This window comes from Microbacterium sp. RU1D (genome assembly GCF_900156435.1).
GTDB lineage: Bacteria > Actinomycetota > Actinomycetes > Actinomycetales > Microbacteriaceae > Microbacterium.
This window is the reverse complement of record NZ_FTPQ01000001.1, coordinates 1,582,923-1,605,695: the sequence shown is the minus strand read 5'-3', so window position 1 is coordinate 1,605,695 and position 22,773 is coordinate 1,582,923. Positions and strand designations below refer to the sequence as shown.

Here is a 22,773-nt window from a genome sequence, read left to right as displayed (position 1 = left end):
GGGGCGTCCTCCGGCGCCCCCGCCTCCCTCTTCCTCTCTTCACCCGTTCACCGAAAACTGACAAAGGAGTCCATCCATGGCCGACTACGTCCTCGCCATCGACCAGGGCACGACCTCGACGCGCGCGATGATCTTCGACAAGTCCGGGAGCGTCGTCTCCGTCGGGCAGAAGGAGCACGAGCAGATCTTCCCGCGCGCGGGATGGGTCGAGCACGACCCGCTCGAGATCTGGCGCAACACCCAGGAGGTGATCGGCCTCGCCCTGAGCCGCGCCGACATCACCCGCCACGACATCGCCGCCGTCGGCATCACCAACCAGCGCGAGACCGCGGTGGTCTGGGACAAGAACACCGGCAAGCCCGTGTACAACGCGATCGTGTGGCAGGACACGCGCACGCAGTCGATCGTCGACCGTCTCGCCGACGGCGACCCCGAGCGCTACAAGAGCATCGTCGGCCTCCCGCTGGCGACGTACTTCTCGGGCACCAAGATCGTCTGGATCCTCGAGAACGTCGACGGAGCCCGTGAGAAGGCCGAGGCCGGCGACCTGCTCTTCGGCACGACCGACACCTGGGTGCTGTGGAACCTGACCGGCGGCATCGACGGCGGCGTGCACGCGACCGACGTCACCAACGCCAGCCGCACCCTGTTCATGGACCTCGAGACGCTGTCGTGGCGCGACGACATCCTCGCCGACTTCGGCGTGCCCGCCTCGATGCTGCCCGAGATCCGCTCCTCCTCCGAGGTCTACGGCACCGTCGAGTCGTCGTCGCTGCTGCGTGAGACCCCGATCGCCGGCATCCTGGGCGACCAGCAGGCCGCGACCTTCGGTCAGGCCGCCTTCGACCCGGGCGAGAGCAAGAACACCTACGGCACGGGTAACTTCCTCATCTTCCAGACGGGCGAGGAGATCGTCCACTCCAAGAACGGCCTGCTCACCACCCTCGGATACAAGCTCGGCGACCAGCCCGCCCGCTACGCGCTCGAGGGCTCGATCGCCGTCACCGGCTCGCTGATCCAGTGGCTGCGCGACCAGCTCGGCATTATCTCCTCGGCTCCCGAGGTCGAGGCGCTGGCCTCGAGCGTCGACGACAACGGCGGTGTGTACTTCGTGCCCGCGTTCTCGGGCCTGTTCGCCCCGTACTGGCGTCCCGACGCCCGCGGCGCGATCGTCGGCATGACCCGCTACGTGAACCGCGGCCACATCGCCCGCGCCGCGCTGGAGGCCACCGCCTTCCAGTCGCGCGAGGTGCTGGACGCCGTCAACGCGGACTCGGGCGTCGACCTGGCCGAGCTCAAGGTCGACGGCGGCATGACCGCCAACGACGCGCTCATGCAGTTCCAGGCCGACATCCTCGGCGTGCCCGTCGTGCGCCCGGTCGTCGCGGAGACCACCGCCCTCGGCGCCGCCTACGCCGCGGGCCTGGCCGTCGGCTTCTGGGACAACCTCGACGACCTGCGCGCCAACTGGCAGGAAGACAAGCGCTGGGAGCCGAACATGGACGACAGCGAGCGCGAACGCGAGCTGCGCCTGTGGAAGAAGGCCGTCACCAAGTCGATGGACTGGATCGACGACGACGTGCGCTGATCCCGCCTTTCACCACCGGAACCCCGTCGGCCTTGCGCCGGCGGGGTTCCGTCGTTCCCGCCCGCCCCGTCCCGCGGGCCGCAGGTCCCTGAGCCCGCGGAGGGGACCGGCCCCCTCCGCGCGCCGCCCGCCCGGCATCCGGATGCCGAGACCTCAGCGCTGCGGCTTCGGGTATGCCGCGCGCATCGCGTCGGACTGCAGGTAGTCCGAGACGCCGATGAGCAGCAGGGCGAAGAGGATCTGCTCGGTGACCATCCAGAACGGGTACAGCCCCGGGATGGCCGCCAGCACGAGCGCCACCACGGGGAAGATGCGGCTGAACAGCTGCAGCCGCCGGAAGGCCCAGTACCACCCGGCGTGCGCACGCCAGAGGAAGTAGAACAGCGTCGTGGTGATCGCCAGCACCACGAGGCATCGCATCCACACGGCGAAGCCCACGTCGTCGCCGTTCGCGGTCATCCACAGCGCGACGACCACCGTCGCGACGCCGAGCACGAACCCTACCGCGAGCAGCAGCGCCATCGCGCGGAAGGCGCGTCGCACCTTCGGATCGCCGGATGCCGCGACACGGTGATCGGCCTGGCGACCGCCGGCGATCCGGTCGAGGCGGCGCAGGGCGGGTTCGAGCTGCATGCGCTCACTGTACGACGCCGTCCTGTGCCGTACCGTGCCGCGCTCGGCCGCGCCGAAATCTGCCGCGCCGTCACCGCGCGTGCGCTCAGCCGACCGTGATGACCGGCTCGTGGCGCACGGGGAAGTTGACCGAGTTCGCGATGAAGCACCACTCGCGCGCCTGGCGGTGGGCCACCGTGGCGGCTTCGATCATCGACTCCTCCGCGACCGTCACCCGCGGGTGCAGCACGACCTCGGTGAACGCTCCCCCGCTGTTGCCGTCCTCCTTCATGGTGCCCGCCGCGTCGTCCTCGTACGAGGTCACAACCACCCCGGTCGTGACGCAGGCGTGCAGGTACGACAGCAGGTGGCACTCGCTGAGAGCGGCCAGCAGCAGCTCCTCGGGATTCCACTTCGCCCGGTCCCCGCGGAAGGGCGTGTCAGCGGATGCCGCGATCGCGGGCTTGCCGTCGACCTCGAGGGTCACCGACCGGTCGTAGTCGCGGTATCCGCTCGTCCCCGTTCCCCGGTCCCCGGTCCAGGTCGAGCGCAGGCGGTAGTGATGCTCTCCGTTCATCCCCTCAGTCTGCCCCCTCCCCTCGCGCGAGTCGCGGGAAATCGTCGCTTCGGACGGCGTGGAGCGACAGATCCTGGCGACTCGCGTCGGCCGCCCCTCCGGGGCGGGAAGGGGCCGGCGGGATACGATGAAGGGATGCCCACCACGCCTCCCGCCTCCGTCGAACTCGCCGTCGTCGACCGCAACGGCTTCGTCGAATCCCGTCACTTCGGCGTCGCCGTCGTGCTCGCACCCGACGGCACCGAGACGCTCACCCTGGGCGAGACGACGGCGGCGTTCCTCCCGCGTTCGAGCATGAAGCCCCTGCAGGCCCTGGCGTGCCTGTCCGCGGGTGCGGACCTCGCGGGCGAGCGTCTCGCGATCTCCATGGCCAGCCACTGCGGCACCGACCGCCACGCCGAGCTGGCGCGCGACATCCTGCAGTCGGCCGGACTCACCGAAGACGACCTGGGCTGCCCCGCCGCCTGGCCCACCGACACCGCCTCGCGCGACGAGCTCGTGCGCGATCACGGCGCCCCCTCCGCGCTCCGGATGAACTGCTCGGGCAAGCACGCCGCGATGCTGCTGACGTGCGTGGCCAACGGCTGGTCGACCGCCGACTACCTCGACCCCCAGCATCCCCTGCAGGTGCACATCCGCGAGGTGCTCGAGCGCCTCGTCGGCGAACGCATGACCACCACGGCGATCGACGGCTGCGGGGCCCCCGTCTACGCGATGAGCCTGGTCGGTCTCGCGCGGGCGATCCAGCGCATCGCCACGTCGTCGGAGCGTTCGCCCTTCGCCCTGCACCGCAGCGCCGGCGCACTCGTGCGCGCCGTCAAGGAGCACCCCTGGACGATCGACGGGCCGGGTCGTCCCGACACGCTCGTGATCGAACGCCTCGGCGTCTTCTCCAAGATGGGCGCCGAGGGCGTCCAGGTGATGACGGCGCCCGACGGCACGACCGTCGCCCTGAAGATGCTCGACGGATCCAACCGCGCGGGCTGGGCCGTGGCCCTGCGCCTGCTCGAGCGCGCGGGCGCCCTTCCCGCCGAGGCGGTTTCCGAAACGCTCGCGCTCCTGCCGCTGACGGTGTCGGGCGGCGGCGGTGTCGTCGGCTCGATCCGCGCCGTCGTCTAACCCCTCGGGGCGCCTGCCCGCACCGGTACCGGCGCCGGTTGCCGGCATCCCCCGACCCCTCAGGCAGGTTGAGAGCGCTCAGATCCCGCCGTCGACGGATCGCGGGTAGGCGATCGGCTCGTCGGGGACGAGCACCTCGGTCTCGCGGTTGAGGCTCTCGCCGCGGAAGAACGGCTTCGATCCTGGGAGGGCGAACCACACCACCATCAGCACGACACCGATGGCGAGGGCCCCGATACCGACGACGAACGTACCGCCCACCCCGAGCAGCACCGTGTTGCCGTACTCGGGGTCGTACATGTCGATCGCCGACTGTACGAAGGCGTAGGTCAGCATGAGCGCGCCGAGAAGCGGCAGGATGCCGCGGTACACGAGGTTCTTGCCCGAGGCCAAGAGTTCGCGGCGGTAGTACCAGACGCACGCGTACCCGGTCATGGCGTAGTAGAACGCGATCGCGAGGCCCAGCGACAGGATCGAGTCCTGCAGGATGTTGTCGCTGATGAGCGTCATGCCGACGTAGTAGACGCTCGCGACGATACCCATGACGAGGGTCGAGAACGACGGCGTCTTGTAGCGCGGGTGCACCGAGCGGAACCGCTCGGGCAGCGCTTTGTACGCGGCCATCGCCAGCGTGCCGCGGGCGGTGGGCAGGATCGTGGTCTGGGTGGACGACACGGCCGAGATGAGCACGGCGACGATGAGCACCCAGCCGAACGGCCCGAACAAGCCGTCCTTGAGCGCCAGGAACACGTCGTCGGCGTTGTCGGGGTTGGCCAGGCCCGCACCGTCCTCCCCCACCCCGGCGTACATCATTGCGGCGACGGTGACCGTCACGTACGTACCGAGCAAAATGACAGTGGTCAGCAGCGCCGCTCGTCCGGGGATGCGCTTGGGGTCTTTGGTCTCCTCGTTCAGCGCGAGGCAGGTATCCCACCCCCAGTAGATGAAGAGCGCGAGCAGCACGGCCTCGGTGAAACCGCTCCAGTCGGTGAACCCGAGCGGGTTGAACCACGCGATGTCGAACGGCGTCGGGTTCGGGGCCGTCCCGTCGAAGAACTTCCAGAGGGCGAGCACGACGAACAGCGCGAGCACGAGGTACTGCACGGCCAAGAGAACGTTCTGGATCCGCTCGCCGATCTCGACGCCGCGGTAGCTCACGTAAGTCATCGCGGCGATGAACGCGACGCCGGTGGCGGTCACGAGAGGGACGTTCTCGGCGAGCGAGCCGTCTCCGATGAGCGACCACAGGTAGATGCCGGCGATCTGCGAGAGGTTGGCGAGCACCACCATCCCGGCCACGGCGACGCCCCAGCCGCCCATCCAGCCGATCCACGGCCCGAAAGCCTTGGTCCCCCAGGTGAACGTGGTCCCGCAGTCGGGGATCTCGTTGTTCAGCTCGCGGTAGGCGAAGGCGATGAAGAGCATCGGCACGAAGGCGACGACGAACGCGATGGGCGCCTGCGCCCCCACGGCGAGGACGACGAAGCCCAGCGTGGCGACGAGCGAATAGACGGGAGCGGTGGATGCCAGACCGATGACGGTCGAGCCCCACAGCCCCAGCGTCCCACTGGCCAGGCCTTTGCCGGCCGTCCGTTCGGGTGCGGAGGTCATATGCCGAACGTAGAATCCGCGGCCAGCCGCGGTCAAGAGGAGATTCTCAGGCGGAGCGACGCTCGACGTCGAGGACGACGATGGTGATGTTGTCGCGTCCGCCGTTCTCGAGCGCCGCCGCCATCATCGCGTCGACGGCCGCAGCGGGGTCGGCGTTCGCTTCGAGGAAGTGACGGATGCCGAAATCGGTGAGCTCCTTCGTGAGCCCGTCGGAGCAGATCACGAAGCGGTCGCCGTCGAGGACGTCGAGGCGCAGGTAGTCCGGCTTGACGCTGTCGCTCGGCCCGACGGCGCGGGTGATGACGTTGCCGTACGGGTGATTCTCCGCCTCTTCCGGGCTCAGACGGCCCGCGGCGATGAGCTCCTGTACGACCGAGTGGTCGGTCGTGACCTGCACGATCTCCCCGTCGCGCAGGAGATACACGCGAGAATCGCCGATGTTGAGCGTGACCCAGTGCGGCTCGTCGGTGTGCGTCTCGAGGTAGAGCCCGGTGAGCGTGGTGCCCGTGCCCTCGTCGGTCGTCTCGGGGTGAGCGACGATGTCCTTCACCGCGCGCGAGAGGGCCTTCTCGATGTTCTTCGTCGACACTGTCCCCGCCTCGACGACGGCCCGAAGGCGTTCGACGGTGCTGGCACTGGCGATCTCGCCGCCGAGGTGGCCGCCCATCCCGTCGGCGACGACGAAGAGGGGGTAGTCCGCGAGCACCGCGTCCTGATTGACTTCGCGACGACGCCCGGTGTCGGTGCTGGCCGCCCACCGGAGCTCGAGGGCGCCGTCTCCCAGGGAGACGGTGCGCGTGTAGGTGGTCACCTCGGGCACGAATGATCCTCCGGTTGGCCGACAGCTGCGCCGGCGGAACCGCGCGGCCCTGTCATCCTAGTCGACCCGAGGGCGTCGACCGCGGACGCGCCGCCGTGGTGCATCCCCCGTGCCGCATTCATCCCGCCGCCGGGTCAGCCGGCAGACTCAGGATGCCATCGAGCTCGGCGATGTCCGCAGCGCTCGGCGACCACGCGGTGGCGGCGGCGGCATTCGCCCGCACCTGCGCGGCGCTGGTCGCCCCGGCGATGACGCTGGAGACGAGCGGGTTGGCGAGGAACCACCCGAAGGTGGCCTCGAGCATCGAGATGCCGCGGGCGTCGCAGAAGTCCTGGTAGCGCTCGAGAGCGTCCCAGGGAGCGTCGCGCCACAGGTGCGGCCGCTGACGCATGATGCGACTGTCGTCGGGACCGCCCTCGCGCGTGAACTTGCCGGTGAGCAGCCCGTTGTGCAGCGGGAAGAAGGGCAGGAAACCGAGACCGAAGCGCCGGGCTGCCGGGAGCACCTCCCGCTCGGCCGCCCGGGCCAGGAGGCTGTACTGATTCTGCGCCGACACGAAGCGCACGCCCGAGGCCGCGGCATCCGCCTCGGCGATCTGCCACCCTGAGAAGTTCGAGTGGCCGATGTAACGCACCTTGCCCTCGCGCACGAGATCCGCGAGCGCGTCGAGCGTCTCGTCGATCGGCGTCTCCGGGTCGGGCGTGTGCAGCTGGTACAGGTCGATCCAGTCGGTGCGCAGGCGTCGCAGCGAGTCCTCGACCGCTCGGCGGATATGCGCGCGCGAGCCCTTGGAGCCGCCCGCGATCGCCGGCGCGAAGTCGGCGTGCCCGAACTTGGTCGCGAGCACGACCCGGTCGCGGCGGCCCTCGAGCGCCTCCCCCATCAGCGTCTCGGACAGCCCGAACGAGCGACCGTAGATGTCCGCCGTGTCGACGAAGGTCACCCCGGCGTCGATCGCGGCGTCGAGGACGTCCCTCGTTCCGGTCGGCGTCTCGGTCGGCGTGCCCGCTCGACCGAAGTTGTTGCATCCGAGGCCGACGGCCGACACGCGCAGCCCCGAGCGACCGACAGCGCGAAGCGGGAGAGGAGGAGGGGTCATCCCTCCACGCTATCCCCGGAACGAGCATGAGCTCCCCGCCACGACGGGGAGCTCATGCGATGGGCGGAGCGGTGCTCAGACCTGGGGACCTGCCGGGGGTGCCGGCGGCGGCGGCGTGGTGCCCGCAGCGGGCGGCGTCTGCGGCGGAGCGTACCCGGGAGCGGCCGGGGGCGCGTAGCCCTGCGCAGGCGGGGCGACGGGTGCGCCGTATCCGCCGCCGTTCTGCCCCTGCACGTTCTGCGCGGGCTGGGCGGGGATGCCGTTCCAGAACGTCTTGTCGGCGAGGAACGACGAGCCCCACGGCGACGGCGACGCGGCAGCGGGGTTCCAGCGGTTGCTGCTGAAGCCCAGGATGCCGAGGAAGATCCACTGACCGAGCGGTCCGAGGATGAACAGCAGCAGGATGGGCCAGTCGCGCCCGAACTTGGCGGCCACGCGGTACGAGATCATGACCAGTGCGACGACGATCGCGATACCGGCGAGGAAGTTCAGGATCGGAATGGCCGAGGCCACGGCCAGGCCCAGAAGGACCCACGGCGAGAAGTCGCCCAGCTTGGCGTAGACGAGGCTGTTGTACACCGGGACCCAGGCACGCCATTTGCCCTGGACACCGGCCTTTTCGAAGACCTTCATCAGCAGGAAGGAGCTGATGAGGTACCCGGCGATGGCGAACAGGAAGATGAAGAGATACGCGACGGCCAGGAATGCCGCCTCGCCGGCACTGGTCGTCCCATAGTCGGAGTAAGCGAGATTGATGATGTTCACGTCGATCCTCTCGAGCGGCCCGCACGATGTCGCGAGCCGGCGGGTGTCTCCCGCGCGTGTCATGGTAGCGAACCTGTGTGTTCGCTGAAATCCCCCACGCCCGAAAGTCTCACACCACGACGAACAGCTCCCGGTCGCCTGCGACCCGCACGGTCCAGCCGTTCGCATCCGCCCACCCGCGGAAACCGTCGGCGGTGGTCACCTCCGCAGCGGTCTGTGCGAGTGCTCGGACGAGGTCGCCCTTCGCATGTTTGTTGAAGTGGTTCAAAGCGCGCACCTCTCCCCCGTCGCCGCTGGCGGTCACGATGCGCACGTACGCTGCGTCGATCCCCGGGGGCACCGGCCCGAGAGCGGCGTACGCCTCGGACCGGAGATCGAGCACGAACGACGGGCGGGCCGTGTCGAGGGCCGAGCTCACGGCATCCGCCCATACGCGCCGCAGGGGCGGGAGTCCGGGGAGGGACGTTCCCGCGGCCAGTCGGTACGCCGGGATCGGGTCGAGCGCGCCGAGGGGTCCGAACGGGGCGGAGTGGATGACGACATGCTCGGCGAGCCAGGAGCGCTCCGACGCGCCGAGCCCGCCCGCGTCGAGGGCGTCGAACAGCACTCCCGTGTAGCGGTCCACCGCCGGGAGGCTGGGAGCGGTCCGCAGCGCCGCGTTGTCGGCGATCTCGTGTCGCCGTTTGGGGCTCAGCTTGAGCACGCGCGCGGCGGTCTCCTGGTCGGCGCTGAGCGCGACGAGCGCGTCGACGACGGCCTCGCGCGGGGCGCGCAGCGACGGGGACCACAGCGACGCGAGCGAAAGCGGTGCACCGTCACCGCCCGGACGCTTCGTCTCGGACGGAGGGAGGAGGACGAGCATGGGATCTCTCGGGGAAACGACCGACGCGCGCCGCCCGCATGGGGCGACGCGCGTCGGTGGAGGAACAGCGTCAGGAGACGAGGGCGGCGTTCCCGGCGACGATCGTGACTTCGTCGTTCGCCATCGACAGGAAGCCGTCCTCCGCGTTGGCCAGGACCTTCGTGCCGTCGGCGCGGGTGATGCGCACCTCGCCCTGGGCGAGGATCGCGAGCACCGGCTCATGCCCCTGCATGAAGCCGATCTCACCCTCGACGGTCTTGGCCACGACGAGCGAGGCCTCCCCCGTCCACACCTCGGCGTCCGCCGACACCAGGCTCACGCGCAACGACATGTCAGCCGTTCTCCTTCTGGATCTGCGCCCACTTTGCCTCGACGTCGGAGATGCCGCCGACGTTGAAGAACGCCTGCTCGGCGACGTGGTCGAAGTCACCCTTGACAATCGCGTCGAACGACTCGATGGTCTCCTTGATCGGGACCGTGGAGCCCTCGACGCCGGTGAACTTCTTGGCCATGTAGGTGTTCTGCGAGAGGAACTGCTGGATGCGACGTGCACGCGACACGACGATCTTGTCTTCCTCGGAGAGCTCGTCGACACCGAGGATGGCGATGATCTCCTGCAGTTCCTTGTTCTTCTGCAGGATCTGCTTCACGGCGGTGGCCACGCGGTAGTGGTCGGCGCCGATGTAGCGCGGGTCGAGGATGCGGCTCGTCGACGTCAGGGGGTCGATGGCCGGGTACAGACCCTTCGACGCGATCTCACGCGAAAGCTCGGTGGTGGCGTCGAGGTGCGCGAACGTGGTCGCGGGGGCCGGGTCGGTGTAGTCGTCGGCGGGCACGTAGATGGCCTGAAGCGACGTGATCGAGTGGCCGCGGGTCGAGGTGATGCGCTCCTGGAGCACACCCATCTCGTCGGCGAGGTTCGGCTGGTATCCCACGGCCGAGGGCATGCGGCCCAGCAGCGTGGAGACCTCGGAACCGGCCTGCGTGAAGCGGAAGATGTTGTCGATGAACAGCAGCACGTCCTGCTTCTGGACGTCGCGGAAGTACTCCGCCATCGTCAGCGCCGACAGCGCGACGCGAAGACGCGTCCCCGGCGGCTCGTCCATCTGGCCGAACACGAGGGCGGTCTTGTCGAAGACGCCCGCCTCTTCCATCTCGCCGATGAGGTCGTTGCCCTCACGGGTGCGCTCGCCGACACCGGCGAACACCGAGACACCACCGTGGTCCTGCGCCACGCGCTGGATCATCTCCTGGATGAGGACGGTCTTGCCGACGCCCGCGCCGCCGAACAGACCGATCTTGCCACCCTGGACGTAGGGGGTCAGGAGGTCGATCGACTTGATGCCGGTCTCGAACATCTCGGTCTTGGACTCGAGCTGGTCGAAGCTGGGCGCCTTGCGGTGGATGCCCCAGCGCTCGGTGACCTCGATCGTCTCGCCGGGAGCGGCGTTGAGCACCTCACCGGTGACGTCGAAGACCTTGCCCTTGGTCACGTCGCCGACGGGCACCGAGATGGGGCCGCCGGTGTCGCGCACTTCCTGACCGCGGACCATGCCGTCGGTGGGCTTGAGCGAGATGGCGCGGACGAGGTCGTCGCCCAGGTGCTGCGCGACCTCGAGGGTGATCTCGGTCGACTCGTCACCGATGGTGATCGTGGTCTTCAGCGCGTTATAGATCTCGGGGATCGCGTCATGCGGGAACTCGATGTCGACGACCGGGCCGGTGACGCGCGCGACGCGTCCGACGACGGCCGCGTCGGTCTTCTCGGCGGTGAGGCTCATGGCTTCTTCTCTCCTTGGGAACTTACTTGCCGGATGCCAGGGCATCGGCGCCGCCGACGATCTCGGCGATCTGCTGCGTGATCTCCGCCTGACGCGCGTTGTTGCGCAGGCGGGTGTAGTCGGTGATGAGCTTGTCCGCGTTGTCGCTGGCCGACTTCATCGCCTTCTGGGTCGCGGCGTGCTTGGCGGCCGACGACTGCAGCAGGGCGTTGAAGATGCGGCTCTGGACGTACGTCGGCAGGAGCGCGTCGAGAACCGTCTCGGCGTCCGGCTCGAACTCGTAGAGCGGGTAGACCTCGGACTGCGCGGGAGCCTCATCGGCCTCGAGCACCTCGAGCGGGAGCAGGCGCACGGACTCCGGCGACTGCGTCATCATGCTGACGAAGCGGTTGTACACGAGGTGGATCTCGTCGACGCCGCCCTCGTTGTCGCCGCCGGCGCGGTACGCCTCGATCACGGCATCCGAGATCTCCTCCGCGGTGGAGAACTGCGGGGTGTCGGTGTCGCCCACCCACTGCGCGACGCTCGGCATGCGACGGAACTGGAAGTATCCGACGGCCTTGCGCCCGACCAGGTAGTAGACGACCTCCTTGCCCTGCGAGCGGAGCAGCTCGGCCAGCTCGAGACCCTCACGGAGGATCTGCGAGTTGAACGCGCCGGCGAGGCCCCGGTCGGAGGTGAAGATGACAACGGCCGAACGACGGATGTTCTCGCGCTCGGTCGTCAGCGGGTGATCGACGGAGGAGTGCGTGGCGACCGCCGAGACGGCGCTCGTGACGGCCCGCGCGAAGGGGGATGCCGCGCGCACACGCGCCATCGCCTTCTGGATGCGCGAGGCCGCGATGAGCTCCATCGCCTTGGTGATCTTCTTGGTCGTCTGAGCAGAACTGATCTTCTGCTTGTAGACCCGCAGTTGTGCGCCCATGATTCCGTTCTCGTGTCGTCGCTGTCAGCGACGGCCCTTGACGATCCGCTCCTGGTTGACGTCCTCCGCCTCGGCGGCATCGACCTTCTCGGCGCCGACGACGCTCTGGTCCTTGCCGGGCTGGAACTCCTTCGCGAACGCGTCGATCTTCTGCTCGAGCTCGGCGAGCGTGTCGTCGCCGAGCACGTTGGTCTCGCGGAGCGTGTCGAGCACGGTCGAGTTGCGCCGCAGGTAGTCGAGCAGCTCGCGCTCGAAGCGCAGCACGTCGGAGACCTCGACCGCGTCGAGCTTGCCGTTGGTGCCGGCCCAGATCGAGACGACCTGCTCCTCGACGGGGTACGGCGAGTACTGCGGCTGCTTGAGCAGCTCGGTCAGGCGCGCACCACGGGCGAGCTGACGACGCGAGGCCGCGTCGAGGTCGCTCGCGAACATCGCGAAGGCCTCGAGCGAACGGTACTGCGCGAGTTCGAGCTTGAGCGTGCCGGAGACCTTCTTGATCGACTTCACCTGAGCGTCACCACCGACGCGCGAGACCGAGATACCCACGTCGACCGCAGGACGCTGGTTGGCGTTGAACAGGTCGGACTGCAGGAAGATCTGGCCGTCGGTGATCGAGATCACGTTGGTCGGGATGTACGCCGAGACGTCGTTGGCCTTCGTCTCGATGATGGGCAGACCCGTCATCGAGCCGGCACCGAGCTCGTCGGACAGCTTCGCGCAACGCTCGAGCAGACGCGAGTGCAGGTAGAACACGTCGCCGGGGTACGCCTCGCGGCCCGGCGGACGGCGCAGGAGCAGCGACACGGCGCGGTAAGCCTCGGCCTGCTTCGACAGGTCGTCGAAGATGATGAGGACGTGCTTGCCCTCGTACATCCAGTGCTGGCCGATGGCCGAGCCGGTGTAGGGGGCGAGGTACTTGAAGCCCGCGGGGTCGGAGGCGGGGGCCGCGACGATGGTGGTGTAATCCATCGCGCCCGCGTCCTCGAGGGCGCCCTTCACCGAAGCGATGGTCGAGCCCTTCTGGCCGATCGCGACGTAGATGCAGCGCACCTGCTTGTTGACGTCGCCCGTCTCCCAGTTCGCCTTCTGGTTGATGATCGTGTCGATGGCGATGGCGGTCTTGCCGGTCTGGCGGTCACCGATGATCAGCTGACGCTGTCCGCGACCGACCGGGATCATGGCGTCGATCGCCTTGATGCCCGTCTGCAGCGGCTCGTGCACGCTCTTGCGCTGCATGACGCCCGGGGCCTGGAGCTCGAGCGCGCGGCGGCCGGTCGTCGCGATCTCACCGAGACCGTCGATGGGGTTGCCCAGCGGGTCGACGACGCGACCGAGATAGCCCTCGCCGACGCCGACCGAGAGCACCTCGCCCGTGCGGGTGACGCTCTGGCCCTCCTCGATGCCGGAGAACTCGCCGAGCACGACGACACCGACCTCGTTCTCGTCGAGGTTCTGGGCGAGGCCGAGCGTGCCGTCCGCGAAGCGGATGAGCTCGTTGGCCATGACACCCGGAAGGCCCTCGACGTGAGCGATGCCGTCGGCCGCGTCGACGACGGCGCCGACCTCGGTCGCCGCGGCGCCGGTGGGCTCGTAGGCGGTGACGAAGTCCTTCAGCGCGTCACGAATGACGTCGGGGCTGATAGAGAGATCTGCCATTGTCTTCCTTCGTTCGTGGGGCCCTCGGCCCCCAAGATCACGCCCACTCGGGCGGAAAGTCTTCAGCCGGCGATCCGCTGGCGGAGATCGGCGAGACGTGCGGACACGCTCGCGTCGATGACGTCGTCGGCGACCTGCACGCGCAGACCTCCGAGCACGGTCGGGTCGATGACGGTGTTCAGGGTGACAGCCGAGCCGTAACGTGCGCTGAGAGCGTTCTGCAGACGGGTCTGCTGGTCGGCGCTCAGCGGTGCGGCGGCGGAGACGGTGGCGACGATGCGCGAACGCTGGTCGGCCACGATGCGCTCCGCGCGACGGAGGAGAGCGCGGACCCGGCGACCGCGCGCGTGCTCGACGAGCGACGACACGATCAGAGCGGTACCGGCGCTTGCGCGACCGTCGAGCAGCGTCGAGACGAGCGTTCCCTTCGCCGACGCGTCACCGAGGCGACCCCCGAGCGCGAGCTCGAGTTCGCCGTTGGAGGCGACGGTGCGGGAGAACGAGAAGAGCTCCGCCTCGATGTCGCCGGACTCGGCGACCGAGGTGGCCCGCACGGCAAGCTCCTCGAGCCCCTCGACGAACTCCGCGGCGCTCGACCAGCGCTGCTGAGCGGCGCTGGAGAGCAACGCCACCGTGGCGGGGCGGTACGAGGGGCCGAATACGGCGGAGACGAGCCCCGCCCGAGCGTCCGCCGGCACCGACGAGTCGGACAGCGCGCCGCTCAGCTGCGCCGATCCGCTCACGGCGGCCACGGCAGCGAACAGCTCGCGTGCGACGTCGAGATCGACACCCGACGCGGAGGCCAGGGCCTCCGACGTCGCGGTCCGGGCCTGAGTGGTCGCGCTGCCCATTACTTGGCCGCCTTCTCGGAAGCCTCGAGCTCGGCGAGGAAGCGGTCGACCACGGCGTTGGCGCGTGCGTCGTCCGACAAGGTCTCGCCGATCACGTTGCCGGCGAGGTCGACCGCGAGGGTACCGACCTCGGAGCGCAGCTGCACGAGGGTCGTCTGACGCTCGGCCTCGATCTGCGCGTGAGCGCTGGCGGTGATGCGGGCTGCCTCGGACGCGGCGGTCTCCTTGGCCTCGGCGACGATCTTGCGACCGTCCTGAGTCGCGGACTCGCGGATCTCACCGGCTTCGCGGCGCGCCTCGGCGAGCTGCGCGGTGTACTCCTCGAGGGCGGCCTCGGCCTGTCGCTGAGCCTCGTCGGCCTTGGCGATGTTGCCCTCGATGGCAGCACTGCGCTCGTCGAGCAGCTTCGCCATGCGGGGCAGGGCGACGCGCCAGACCACGAAGAGGATGACGACGAAGCACACGAGCGACCAGATGATGTCGTACGCGGCGGGAAGAAGCGGGTTGTGCGCTTCCTCCCCCGCGGGCTCCGCGGCGAGTGTGACAAGAGCGTTCAGCATCCTGTCTCCTTACAGTGAGTCGAGAGCGGCCGGTTCAGGTGAAGATGAAGCCGGTCGCGATACCGATGAAGGCGAGCGCCTCGGTGAAGGCGATACCGATGAACATCAGGACCTGCAGGCGGCCCGCGAGTTCGGGCTGACGGGCGACGCCCTCGATGGTCTTGCCGACGACGATGCCCACGCCGATGGCGGGGCCGATGGCCGCGAGGCCGTAGCCGATCGTGGCGACGTTACCGGTGACCTGGGCGAGAACCGTAGTTGCGTCCACGGGTTTTTTCCTTTCGGTTGGGTGGCTCGGCGTGCGCCGGGCCGCTCAGTGCTCTTCTGCGACCGCGAGCTGGATGTAGACCGCGGTGAGGATCGCGAAGACGTACGCCTGGAGGAAGGCGACGAAGATTTCGAACAGGGTGAAGGCGAGGCCGAAGGCGAGGGAGCCGGCGCCGAGAGCCGTCCACCATCCGCTCAGACCGACCACGAAGAACTGCGTCGCCGAGAAGAACAGCACCAGCATGAGGTGGCCGACGACCATGTTCATCAGCAGACGCAGCGTCAGCGTGACGGGGCGGATGATGAAGGTCGAGAGGAACTCGAGCGGGACGATGATGATGTAGAGCGGCCACGGCACGCCCGAGGGCAGCAGAGCGTTCTTGAAGAAGCCGCCCGGGCTCTTCTTGATACCCGCGTAGATGAAGGTCACATAGGCGACGATCGCGAGGATCAACGGCACCGCGATGACGCTGGTGCCGGCGATGTTCAGGAACGGGATGACACCCGTGATGTTCATGAACAGCACCATGAAGAAGATCGTGGTGAGGATCGGGAGGAAGCGCTTGCCGTCCGTGCGACCCAGGATGTCTTCGGCGATGTTGACGCGGACGAAGTCGAGGCCCATCTCGGCGACGCTCTGGAAGCGGCCGGGGACGATCTTCATGCGGCGCGTGCCGAGGACGAGGAACAGGACCAGCGCGAGCGTCGCCAGCATCTGCGTGAGGTTGATGCGGGTGATCGCGAAGATCGTGCCCTCGAACAGGACCGCGTCGGGGAAGAACTCGGAGATGGAGGGCGGGTGGAACTCCGCACCCGCAGACGCGAAGTTCGTGATCAGGGTCGCAGCTTGAGTGGACAGCGCTGGCTCCAGCTTCGGGGCATCGGTGTGAACCGTTGCGACGATGGTCGGTGACGGTACCCGAAGTGCGAACCTGGAGAAGATTTCCCATCGCGGGCGGGTACTTATGCCACCCTATCAAACTCCCGGCGAATCCATGAGTCCGCAGGGGGTGATCGTCTCGCCGCCGGACTAACGTGCGCGGCGGGGCGGCCGGGTGGGTTATGGGCCCGTCAGGCCCGCAGGTCACCGGCGTCGGGGTCGGTGGGGAGCGTGATGTCGCTGACGCTCGGGATCCGCATGCGCAGCAGCACGACGACGTCGACCGCGAGCGACGCGATGACGCTGACGACCAGGGCGACGTAGAACACCACCGGGTCGACCCAGTCCTGTCCGCGCAGCACGACGATCGCCACGATGAACAGGATGAGCTTGAGCAACCATCCGCCGAGGACGATTCCGAAGAAGATCGGGACGTAGAGCGGGTCTCCGAACCAGCGGTTGGCCACGAGGATGCTCGTCGCGGTGACGGCGAGGAAGATCGCGCTCACGGCCACCCCCGCGAGGGCGCTGCCGAGGCCGCCCGCTCCCCCGACGGCGAAGCCGACGACGGCGCCGACCACTAGGAGCACGGCAGTGACGACACCGCCCCACACCAGGGCGGTGCGCAGGACGGGGGTACTGGAGAGGGGTCGGCGGGGGGCGGGAGGGACGCTGCTCATAAGGGGGACTCCGGTCGGGTGGGTCGGACGCGACGGGAGAACCGTCGCAGACGGTGCGTAGAGGGAAGGAGGGTCAGGACGGCGCACGCGATCACGCCGGTCACGCCGAAGGCGATCCCGAAGGCGTAGTCGCCGGGCCAGCTCTGCTGGGTGCCGATGTACATGAGCAGGAACGCGAGGCTCACCACCGCGGTCCAGCTGTAGAAGATGAGGACGGCATCCCGGTCGGTGTGCCCCATGTCGAGCATGCGGTGATGGAGATGCTTCCGGTCGGGCGAGAACGGCGAGCGACCGGCCCACTGGCGCCGCGCGACGGCGAGACCGAAATCGAGCAGGGGCAGCAGCACGATGACCACCGGCAGCAGGATCGGGATGAAGGCACCGAGCAGCTGGGAGCGACCGATTTTCTCGGGGTCGAGGACCGCCGGATCGAGCTGCCCCGTGATGGCGACGGCTGAACTGGCCATCAGCAGGCCCAGCATGAGGGCACCGGCATCCCCCATGAAGAGTTTGGCGGGCGTCCAGTTCATCGGCAGGAACCCCAGGCACGCACCGACCAGGACGGCCGCGATGAACGACGCCAGGTTGAAGTACGTGCTGGCACCGGTGTCGCGCACGAGGAGGTAGGAGTAGGCGAAGAACACGCCGTTGGCGATGAGGCAGACCCCCGCGACGAGACCGTTGAGCCCGTCGATGAAGTTGACGGCGTTCATCACGACGACGAGGGCGAACACGGTGAGCAGGAAGCTCACCCAGCTCGATCCCACCGTGAGCGCTCCGATGGGGAGCGAGAGGATCTGCAACTGTCCGAACCATGCGATGATCCCGGCGGCGATGAATTGCGCGCCGAGTTTGATCATCCAGTCGAGGTCCCAGAGGTCATCGGCGACCCCGACCAGCACGATGAGCAGTACGGCCCCCAGGAGCGAGAGCACCGGGACCGGGTCCGTCCAGAAGATCGAGAAGTACGGGTTGCGGCTCGACAAGGCGAAAGCCGCGACGACCCCGAGGAACATCGCCACTCCGCCCAGGCGCGGCGTGGGCGTCTTGTGCACATCGCGGTCGCGGATGCCGGGATAGAGCTTGAACCGCAGAGCGAGCTTCCACACCACCCACGACAGCGCGAGCGTGACCGCCGCCGTGAAGAGGATGGTGAGGAGGTACTGGGTCACGGACCCGGAGCCTCGTCATCCGGGGTCGCATCGGCGGGCGCGTCCGCCGGGGTCGGTGCGTCGCGGTCGTCGACCGGGTCGGACTCGAGCAGATCGCCGAGCACCGCGCGGAGCTGTTCGCGCGAGACGGCCCCCTCGCGGAGGACGCGCACCACGGGGTCGGCCCCGCCGACCAGCAGCGTGGCGTCGACGATGGTCGAGGCGACCCCCGTCTCGCTCACGCCGGCGTCGAGGTAGGCGGCGACGCTGTCGCCCAGCATGTCGCGCGCGGCGTCGATGTCGACGGCGGCGGGCATACCGGTGAGGTTCGCGCTCGACACCGCCAGCGGCCCCGTCTCCTCCAGGAGCTCCAGGGTCATCTTCTGCGCGGGCATGCGCACGGCGACGGTCCCGTGGGTGTCGCCGAGGTCCCACGACAGCGAGGGCTGCGCGGGCAGGACGATGGTCAGGCCGCCCGGCCAGAACTCGCGCACGAGGTCGTCGACCGCGGGAGGGATCTCCGCGACCAGGGCGCGCAGCGTGCTGACGCCCGCGACCAGGACGGGCGGCGGCTGCTGTCGGCCCCGCCCCTTCGCTTCGAGGAGGCCCGCGACGGCGCGCGCGTTGAACGCGTCGGCGGCGATTCCGTAGACGGTGTCGGTGGGGAGCACGACGAGTTCGCCTCGGCCGATCGCCTGACGCGCGTGGCGCATCCCGGACAGCAGCTGCGACTCGTCACGGCAGTCGTAGACGGGTGACATGTCGCGCGCCAGTCTAGTCGCGCCGTGCGTGCTGTGCTGTCACCCGGCGCCTCAGGGGCGGATCGCCGTCGTGGCGCGGTCGCGCGTCGTCAGGTCGGGATGAGTGGATGCCGAGCGCCACCCGTCCGCGGTGAGGATGTCGCGGATCGCTGCGCCCTGCCACTCCCCGTGCTCGATCACGATAACGCCGCCGGGGTGCGCGAGGCGCAGTCCCACCCGGCTCAGCTGCCGCACGGCATCCAGGCCGTCGGGTCCGCCGTAGAGGGCCGCGGGCGGGTCGAACAACCGCACCTCGGGGTCGCGCGGAATGGCGTCGTCGGGAACGTACGGCGGGTTGGAGGCGACGACGGAGACCGTGCCGTCGAGTTCGGGGAACGCCTCCGCGAGGTCGATGAACGCGAGGGAGAGATTGTCGGCACCGATCAGGGCATGGTTCTGCTTCGTCCAGACGAAGGCGTCGACGCTGTTCTCCGCGGCGTAGACGCGTGCGTGCGGCACCTCGGTCGCCATGGCGAGCGCGATCGCGCCGCTGCCGGTACCGAGGTCGACGGCGATCGGCGCGTCGGAGGGGACCGCCCGCAGCGCGTCGATCGCCAGCTGGGCGACCATCTCGGTCTCGGGTCGCGGGACGAACACGCCCGGGCCGACGGCCAGCTCCATCGAGCGGAAGGGGGCGCGGCCGGTGAGGTGCTGCAGCGGCTCGCGCGCGCATCGGCGGTCCACGAGGGGGGCGAGGGCAGTGGATGCCCACGCGGGCATGCGGTCCCCGCGGACGGCCGCCGCCTGCACGCCCCCGCGCGACGACTCCAGCACGTGCGCCACGAGCAGCTCGGCATCCACCTGGGGGTCGGTGATGCCGGCGCTGCGCAGGCGGGCGGCGGTCTCACGGACGACGTCTGCGACCAATGCGGCCGTGGGTGCGGGGAGAGGGGCGGTCTCAGGCATGACGGAAGCCCAGCCTAGTCCGGCGCGGTGCCCGCCCCGGCCGCCGTGCGCACGACGGGTGAGGCGATGCGGAACGCGTTGTCAAGAGTCGTCATACGGGCCGCCGTGTTGGAGGGCTCGCCTAAAATGATCGCGTCCCGACCGACGGCGAAAGGCGAGCCATGCCCGGCATCCACTCCGACATCACCTCTGCATTCGGCGACACGCCGCTCGTGCGGCTGAACCGCGTGGCCGAGGGCGCCGGGGGACAGATCCTTGCGAAGCTCGAGTTCTACAACCCGGCCTCGAGCGTCAAAGACCGCCTCGGCATCGCGATCGTGGATGCGGCGGAGGCGTCGGGCGAGCTGAAGCCCGGCGGAACGCTCGTGGAATCGACGAGCGGCAACACCGGCATCGCCCTGGCCATGGTCGGCGCTGCGCGCGGGTACAAGGTCATCCTGACCATGCCGGCATCGATGTCGAAGGAGCGCCGCATCCTGCTCAAGGCGTTCGGCGCCGAGCTCGTGCTCACCGATCCCACCAAGGGGATGTCGCACGCTGTCGACGAGGCCAAGCGGATCGTCGCCGAGACGCCGGGCGCCGTGTGGGCCCGTCAGTTCGAGAACGAGGCCAATCCGGCCATCCACCGCAAGACCACCGCGGAGGAGATCCTCCGCGACACCGAGGGCAAGGTCGACTACTTCGTCGCCGGCATCGGCACGGGCGGCACCATCACCGGTGTCGGCCAGGTGCTGAAGGAGCGCAACCCCGACGTCAAGATCGTCGCCGTCGAGCCCGCCGACTCCCCCGTGCTGACGAAGGGCCACCCCGGACCCCACAAGATCCAGGGCATCGGCCCGAACTTCGTGCCCGCGATCCTCGACCGCGACATCATCGACGAGGTCATCGACGTCGAGTTCGACGACGCGATCCGGCTGGCGCGCGAAACGGCCGCGAAAGACGGCATCCTGGTCGGCATGTCGTCGGGGGCGGCCATCTGGGCCGCTCTCGAGGTCGCCCGTCGCCCCGAGGCGGCCGGCAAGAACGTCGTCGTCATCATCCCGTCGTACGGCGAGCGGTACCTCTCCACGGCGCTCTACGAGCACCTGCGCGAAGACTGACGTGGGGCTCCTCTCCCGCATCCGAGAAGACATCGCCTCCGCCAAGCTCCGCGACCCCGCGGCGCGCGGCGGTCTCGAGATCGCACTGCTGTATCCCGGGCTCCACGCCGTGTGGGCGTACCGGGTGGCCAACCGCCTGTGGCGGCGGGGGCTGCGGTTCCCGGCGCGCGCTCTGTCGCAGGTCACACGCTGGCTCACCGGCGTCGAGATCCACCCGGGGGCGACGATCGGTCGGCGCTTCTTCATCGACCACGGCATGGGCGTGGTGGTGGGCGAAACTGCCGAGGTCGGCGACGACGTGATGCTGTATCACGGCGTGACCCTCGGCGGTCGCCAGCGCGAGGGCGGCAAGCGCCACCCCACCCTGCACGACGGCGTCGCGATCGGCGCGGGAGCCAAGATCCTGGGGCCCATCACGCTGGGCGCGCGCTCCGTCGTGGGGGCGAACGCCGTCGTGACCCGCGACGCCCCCGCCGACAGCGTCCTCGTGGGCGTCCCGGCCACAGCGCGCACGCGGCGCAGCGGCGAGGACACCCGTGCCCTCCTCACGACGCCCGAGTACTGGATCTGATCGCTCCGCTGCCCGGAAGTCGGCCCGTGCGGCGACGCGACCATTGGGCGTTCATGTTCTCCTGGGCTCGTCGCCTCGGTGCACCCCGTCGGGCGGTATCGGCGCCAAGGCCGGAGACCGGACCGCGGGTGTGATCGGCTCGGTGACCTGACGGCGGTCACGAACAGCCCGCGCCGTAGGCTCGGAACATGACCCGACTGCACGATCTGTCGCTCGTCGCCCAGGTCGACGCCCTCCGCCGGGGCGACCTCGCACCGGCGGCACTCACCGCGCACTATCTCGACCGGGCCGAGCGATTCGCCGGTCTCGGCGCGTTCGCCGAGATCTCCCCCGATGCGGCGCGGCGGCGGGTCGCGGAGCTGCCGTCCGCGCCGGACGGAGCGCTCTGGGGCGTCCCCCTCGCCGACAAGGACCTCGTTGCGCGCGCGGGTACGCCCACCCGCTACGGCTCCCGGTCACGTGCCGACCACGTACCCACGGCATCCGACCCCCTCGCGGCCGCGCTCGACGCCGCCGGGGCCGTGAACATCGGCAAGACGTCCACGTCGGAATTCGGACTCACCGGCTTCACCGAGCCGCTCATCCACGCACCGGCGCGTGACCCCTGGCGCCTCACCGCCGGCGCGGGCGGGTCGAGCGGGGGCGCGGCCGTCGCCGTGGCCGCCGGTCTGCTGCCCGCGGCGGTGGGTTCGGACGGCGGAGGGTCCATCCGCATCCCCTCCGCCACCGTCGGCGTGCTCGGCCTCAAGCCCTCGCGCGGGCGCCTGCCCATCGGATCCGGCTTCGACTCCCCCGACGGACTGTCGGTCACCGGGCCGATCGCCCGCAGCGCCGAAGACGCGGGGTTCCTCCTCGACGCACTCGTCGGCCTTGAGGCCTTCCGCTACGCGACAGCGGCGCCGGGCGACGGGCCCTTCGTCGAGGCGGCCCGTCGGGAGCCGCGGGAGCTGCGCATCGGCGTCACGACCGTCTCCCCGTGGGATGACACCGAGCACATCGAGCTCGACCCCGACGCGCGCGCCGCGGTCGACACGGCGACCGCCTGGCTCAGCGACGCCGGACACGCGGTGGCGGATGCCGACTGGCATCCTCGGGGTTACGCGGAACTGTTCCCCGTGCTCTGGCGCGCCAGCGCCGCCCGCCTCCCCCTCACCGACGACGACATGGCTCTCGTCGAGCCCCTCACCGCGTGGCTCGTGCGGGAGGGTCGACGACTGTCGACCCTCGACCTCCTCGACGGTCTGACCGCCGCGCGGGCGTTCGAACGGCGGACGATCGCCGACTTCTCGGCCTTCGACGCCGTGCTCACCCCGGCGCTCGCGCAGTCGCCGCAGCCCGTGGGGTCGTACGCCGGCCACTCTCCGGAGCGGACCTTCGCGATGCAGGTCGAATACGCGCCGTACTCGAGTTTCGTCAACGTCGCGGGGCTCCCGGCGCTGACGCTCCCGGTGACCACGGATGCCGACGGCCACCCCGTCTCGGTGCAGCTCATCGGGCGTCCCGGCGGCGAAGCGGCGCTGCTGTCGCTCGCGGCGCAGCTCGAGCAGCAACGCGGACCGCTCCCCCATCCGCCGATGTGGAACGGATGAGCC

At 69.5% G+C, this 22,773-nt stretch carries 24 protein-coding genes; 5 read left to right on the top strand and 19 right to left on the bottom strand.

Annotated features, from left to right (window positions below):
* Positions 1 to 76: 76 nt before the first annotated feature.
* Entirely contained in the window at positions 77 to 1,588 is a 1,512-nt protein-coding gene (glpK, locus tag B0B15_RS07365; protein ID WP_076674628.1) for a glycerol kinase GlpK, read from the top strand.
* A gap of 153 nt (positions 1,589 to 1,741) precedes the next feature.
* Here glpK and B0B15_RS07360 read toward each other — a convergent pair whose 3' ends face one another.
* Together B0B15_RS07360 and B0B15_RS07355 are read right to left on the bottom strand one after the other, a co-directional pair.
* A complete protein-coding gene (locus B0B15_RS07360) occupies positions 1,742 to 2,221 on the bottom strand; it encodes a hypothetical protein (protein WP_076674626.1) in 480 nt (159 codons plus the stop codon).
* 85 nt (positions 2,222 to 2,306) lie between these two features.
* Complete coding sequence (locus B0B15_RS07355) at positions 2,307 to 2,777, bottom strand: OsmC family protein (RefSeq protein ID WP_076674625.1); 471 nt, start codon at positions 2,775 to 2,777, stop codon at positions 2,307 to 2,309.
* A 135-nt stretch (positions 2,778 to 2,912) separates the two neighbouring features.
* On the opposite strand from B0B15_RS07355, the gene B0B15_RS07350 reads away from it, so the two are divergent.
* Positions 2,913 to 3,896 (top strand): asparaginase, encoded by a 984-nt coding sequence (locus B0B15_RS07350; RefSeq protein ID WP_076674623.1) that lies wholly within the window; start codon positions 2,913 to 2,915, stop codon positions 3,894 to 3,896.
* Positions 3,897 to 3,974: 78 nt separating this feature from the next.
* Here B0B15_RS07350 and B0B15_RS07345 read toward each other — a convergent pair whose 3' ends face one another.
* From B0B15_RS07345 to prmC, 17 genes are all read right to left on the bottom strand, one after another.
* Positions 3,975 to 5,507, bottom strand: a complete 1,533-nt coding sequence (locus B0B15_RS07345; protein WP_076674622.1) for an APC family permease — start codon at positions 5,505 to 5,507, stop codon at positions 3,975 to 3,977.
* Between the two features lie 46 nt (positions 5,508 to 5,553).
* The gene (locus tag B0B15_RS07340; RefSeq protein ID WP_076674620.1) at positions 5,554 to 6,327 is read right to left on the bottom strand and encodes a PP2C family protein-serine/threonine phosphatase; all 774 of its coding nucleotides are present in this window, start codon (positions 6,325 to 6,327) and stop codon (positions 5,554 to 5,556) included.
* 118 nt (positions 6,328 to 6,445) lie between these two features.
* Complete coding sequence (locus B0B15_RS07335) at positions 6,446 to 7,426, bottom strand: aldo/keto reductase (RefSeq protein WP_076674619.1); 981 nt, start codon at positions 7,424 to 7,426, stop codon at positions 6,446 to 6,448.
* A 75-nt stretch (positions 7,427 to 7,501) separates the two neighbouring features.
* The gene (locus B0B15_RS07330; protein ID WP_256334221.1) at positions 7,502 to 8,191 is read right to left on the bottom strand and encodes a DUF5684 domain-containing protein; all 690 of its coding nucleotides are present in this window, start codon (positions 8,189 to 8,191) and stop codon (positions 7,502 to 7,504) included.
* A gap of 109 nt (positions 8,192 to 8,300) precedes the next feature.
* Entirely contained in the window at positions 8,301 to 9,053 is a 753-nt protein-coding gene (locus B0B15_RS07325; RefSeq protein WP_076674617.1) for a YaaA family protein, read from the bottom strand.
* Positions 9,054 to 9,123: 70 nt separating this feature from the next.
* Positions 9,124 to 9,384 (bottom strand): F0F1 ATP synthase subunit epsilon, encoded by a 261-nt coding sequence (locus tag B0B15_RS07320; RefSeq protein WP_076674616.1) that lies wholly within the window; start codon positions 9,382 to 9,384, stop codon positions 9,124 to 9,126.
* 1 nt (position 9,385) lies between these two features.
* Positions 9,386 to 10,834 carry a F0F1 ATP synthase subunit beta gene (gene atpD, locus B0B15_RS07315; protein WP_076674614.1) on the bottom strand — a complete coding sequence of 483 codons (1,449 nt, stop codon included), beginning with the start codon at positions 10,832 to 10,834 and terminating at the stop codon, positions 9,386 to 9,388.
* Positions 10,835 to 10,856: 22 nt separating this feature from the next.
* Positions 10,857 to 11,759: a F0F1 ATP synthase subunit gamma gene (locus B0B15_RS07310; RefSeq protein WP_076674612.1), complete on the bottom strand. Its 903-nt coding sequence runs from the start codon at positions 11,757 to 11,759 to the stop codon at positions 10,857 to 10,859.
* A gap of 24 nt (positions 11,760 to 11,783) precedes the next feature.
* Positions 11,784 to 13,415, bottom strand: a complete 1,632-nt coding sequence (gene atpA / locus B0B15_RS07305; RefSeq protein ID WP_076674611.1) for a F0F1 ATP synthase subunit alpha — start codon at positions 13,413 to 13,415, stop codon at positions 11,784 to 11,786.
* Between the two features lie 62 nt (positions 13,416 to 13,477).
* Entirely contained in the window at positions 13,478 to 14,266 is a 789-nt protein-coding gene (locus B0B15_RS07300; protein WP_076674609.1) for a F0F1 ATP synthase subunit delta, read from the bottom strand.
* A complete protein-coding gene (locus B0B15_RS07295; RefSeq protein WP_076674607.1) occupies positions 14,266 to 14,826 on the bottom strand; it encodes a F0F1 ATP synthase subunit B in 561 nt (186 codons plus the stop codon). Before B0B15_RS07295 ends, B0B15_RS07300 begins: the two co-directional genes overlap by 1 nt.
* A 34-nt stretch (positions 14,827 to 14,860) precedes the next feature.
* Positions 14,861 to 15,094, bottom strand: coding sequence for a F0F1 ATP synthase subunit C (gene atpE / locus B0B15_RS07290; RefSeq protein WP_043360904.1), 234 nt, complete (start codon positions 15,092 to 15,094; stop codon positions 14,861 to 14,863).
* Positions 15,095 to 15,139: 45 nt separating this feature from the next.
* Positions 15,140 to 15,952: a F0F1 ATP synthase subunit A gene (gene atpB / locus B0B15_RS07285; protein ID WP_083708905.1), complete on the bottom strand. Its 813-nt coding sequence runs from the start codon at positions 15,950 to 15,952 to the stop codon at positions 15,140 to 15,142.
* Between the two features lie 212 nt (positions 15,953 to 16,164).
* Complete coding sequence (locus B0B15_RS07280; RefSeq protein ID WP_076674604.1) at positions 16,165 to 16,653, bottom strand: Cg1360 family ATP-synthase-associated protein; 489 nt, start codon at positions 16,651 to 16,653, stop codon at positions 16,165 to 16,167.
* The gene (locus B0B15_RS07275) at positions 16,650 to 17,825 is read right to left on the bottom strand and encodes an MraY family glycosyltransferase (protein WP_076674603.1); all 1,176 of its coding nucleotides are present in this window, start codon (positions 17,823 to 17,825) and stop codon (positions 16,650 to 16,652) included. Before B0B15_RS07275 ends, B0B15_RS07280 begins: the two co-directional genes overlap by 4 nt.
* Positions 17,822 to 18,565 carry an L-threonylcarbamoyladenylate synthase gene (locus B0B15_RS07270; protein ID WP_076674601.1) on the bottom strand — a complete coding sequence of 248 codons (744 nt, stop codon included), beginning with the start codon at positions 18,563 to 18,565 and terminating at the stop codon, positions 17,822 to 17,824. Before B0B15_RS07270 ends, B0B15_RS07275 begins: the two co-directional genes overlap by 4 nt.
* Positions 18,566 to 18,616: 51 nt before the next feature.
* Positions 18,617 to 19,510: a peptide chain release factor N(5)-glutamine methyltransferase gene (gene prmC, locus B0B15_RS07265; RefSeq protein WP_076674599.1), complete on the bottom strand. Its 894-nt coding sequence runs from the start codon at positions 19,508 to 19,510 to the stop codon at positions 18,617 to 18,619.
* A 161-nt stretch (positions 19,511 to 19,671) separates the two neighbouring features.
* Between prmC and cysK the strand changes: the two genes are divergently transcribed.
* The 3 genes from cysK to B0B15_RS07250 all read left to right on the top strand — a co-directional run bounded on the left by cysK (position 19,672) and on the right by B0B15_RS07250 (position 22,770).
* Positions 19,672 to 20,610: a cysteine synthase A gene (gene cysK / locus B0B15_RS07260; protein ID WP_076674598.1), complete on the top strand. Its 939-nt coding sequence runs from the start codon at positions 19,672 to 19,674 to the stop codon at positions 20,608 to 20,610.
* 1 nt (position 20,611) lies between these two features.
* Positions 20,612 to 21,181, top strand: a complete 570-nt coding sequence (gene epsC / locus B0B15_RS07255) for a serine O-acetyltransferase EpsC (protein ID WP_076674596.1) — start codon at positions 20,612 to 20,614, stop codon at positions 21,179 to 21,181.
* Positions 21,182 to 21,369: 188 nt separating this feature from the next.
* Positions 21,370 to 22,770 carry an amidase gene (locus B0B15_RS07250; RefSeq protein WP_076674595.1) on the top strand — a complete coding sequence of 467 codons (1,401 nt, stop codon included), beginning with the start codon at positions 21,370 to 21,372 and terminating at the stop codon, positions 22,768 to 22,770.
* Positions 22,771 to 22,773 lie beyond the last annotated feature (3 nt).

What these genes read in the sequence shown, in the direction of transcription:
- glpK (WP_076674628.1), top strand. Translation starts at nt 77, where the DNA reads ATGGCCGACTACGTCCTCGCCATCGACCAGGGCACGACCTCGACGCGC.
- B0B15_RS07360 (WP_076674626.1), bottom strand. Translation starts at nt 2,221, where the DNA reads ATGCAGCTCGAACCCGCCCTGCGCCGCCTCGACCGGATCGCCGGCGGT.
- B0B15_RS07355 (WP_076674625.1), bottom strand. Translation starts at nt 2,777, where the DNA reads ATGAACGGAGAGCATCACTACCGCCTGCGCTCGACCTGGACCGGGGAC.
- B0B15_RS07350 (WP_076674623.1), top strand. Translation starts at nt 2,913, where the DNA reads ATGCCCACCACGCCTCCCGCCTCCGTCGAACTCGCCGTCGTCGACCGC.
- B0B15_RS07345 (WP_076674622.1), bottom strand. Translation starts at nt 5,507, where the DNA reads ATGACCTCCGCACCCGAACGGACGGCCGGCAAAGGCCTGGCCAGTGGG.
- B0B15_RS07335 (WP_076674619.1), bottom strand. Translation starts at nt 7,426, where the DNA reads ATGACCCCTCCTCCTCTCCCGCTTCGCGCTGTCGGTCGCTCGGGGCTG.
- B0B15_RS07325 (WP_076674617.1), bottom strand. Translation starts at nt 9,053, where the DNA reads ATGCTCGTCCTCCTCCCTCCGTCCGAGACGAAGCGTCCGGGCGGTGAC.
- B0B15_RS07320 (WP_076674616.1), bottom strand. Translation starts at nt 9,384, where the DNA reads ATGTCGTTGCGCGTGAGCCTGGTGTCGGCGGACGCCGAGGTGTGGACG.
- atpD (WP_076674614.1), bottom strand. Translation starts at nt 10,834, where the DNA reads ATGAGCCTCACCGCCGAGAAGACCGACGCGGCCGTCGTCGGACGCGTC.
- B0B15_RS07310 (WP_076674612.1), bottom strand. Translation starts at nt 11,759, where the DNA reads ATGGGCGCACAACTGCGGGTCTACAAGCAGAAGATCAGTTCTGCTCAG.
- atpA (WP_076674611.1), bottom strand. Translation starts at nt 13,415, where the DNA reads ATGGCAGATCTCTCTATCAGCCCCGACGTCATTCGTGACGCGCTGAAG.
- B0B15_RS07300 (WP_076674609.1), bottom strand. Translation starts at nt 14,266, where the DNA reads ATGGGCAGCGCGACCACTCAGGCCCGGACCGCGACGTCGGAGGCCCTG.
- B0B15_RS07295 (WP_076674607.1), bottom strand. Translation starts at nt 14,826, where the DNA reads ATGCTGAACGCTCTTGTCACACTCGCCGCGGAGCCCGCGGGGGAGGAA.
- B0B15_RS07280 (WP_076674604.1), bottom strand. Translation starts at nt 16,653, where the DNA reads ATGAGCAGCGTCCCTCCCGCCCCCCGCCGACCCCTCTCCAGTACCCCC.
- B0B15_RS07270 (WP_076674601.1), bottom strand. Translation starts at nt 18,565, where the DNA reads ATGTCACCCGTCTACGACTGCCGTGACGAGTCGCAGCTGCTGTCCGGG.
- prmC (WP_076674599.1), bottom strand. Translation starts at nt 19,510, where the DNA reads ATGCCTGAGACCGCCCCTCTCCCCGCACCCACGGCCGCATTGGTCGCA.
- cysK (WP_076674598.1), top strand. Translation starts at nt 19,672, where the DNA reads ATGCCCGGCATCCACTCCGACATCACCTCTGCATTCGGCGACACGCCG.
- B0B15_RS07250 (WP_076674595.1), top strand. Translation starts at nt 21,370, where the DNA reads ATGACCCGACTGCACGATCTGTCGCTCGTCGCCCAGGTCGACGCCCTC.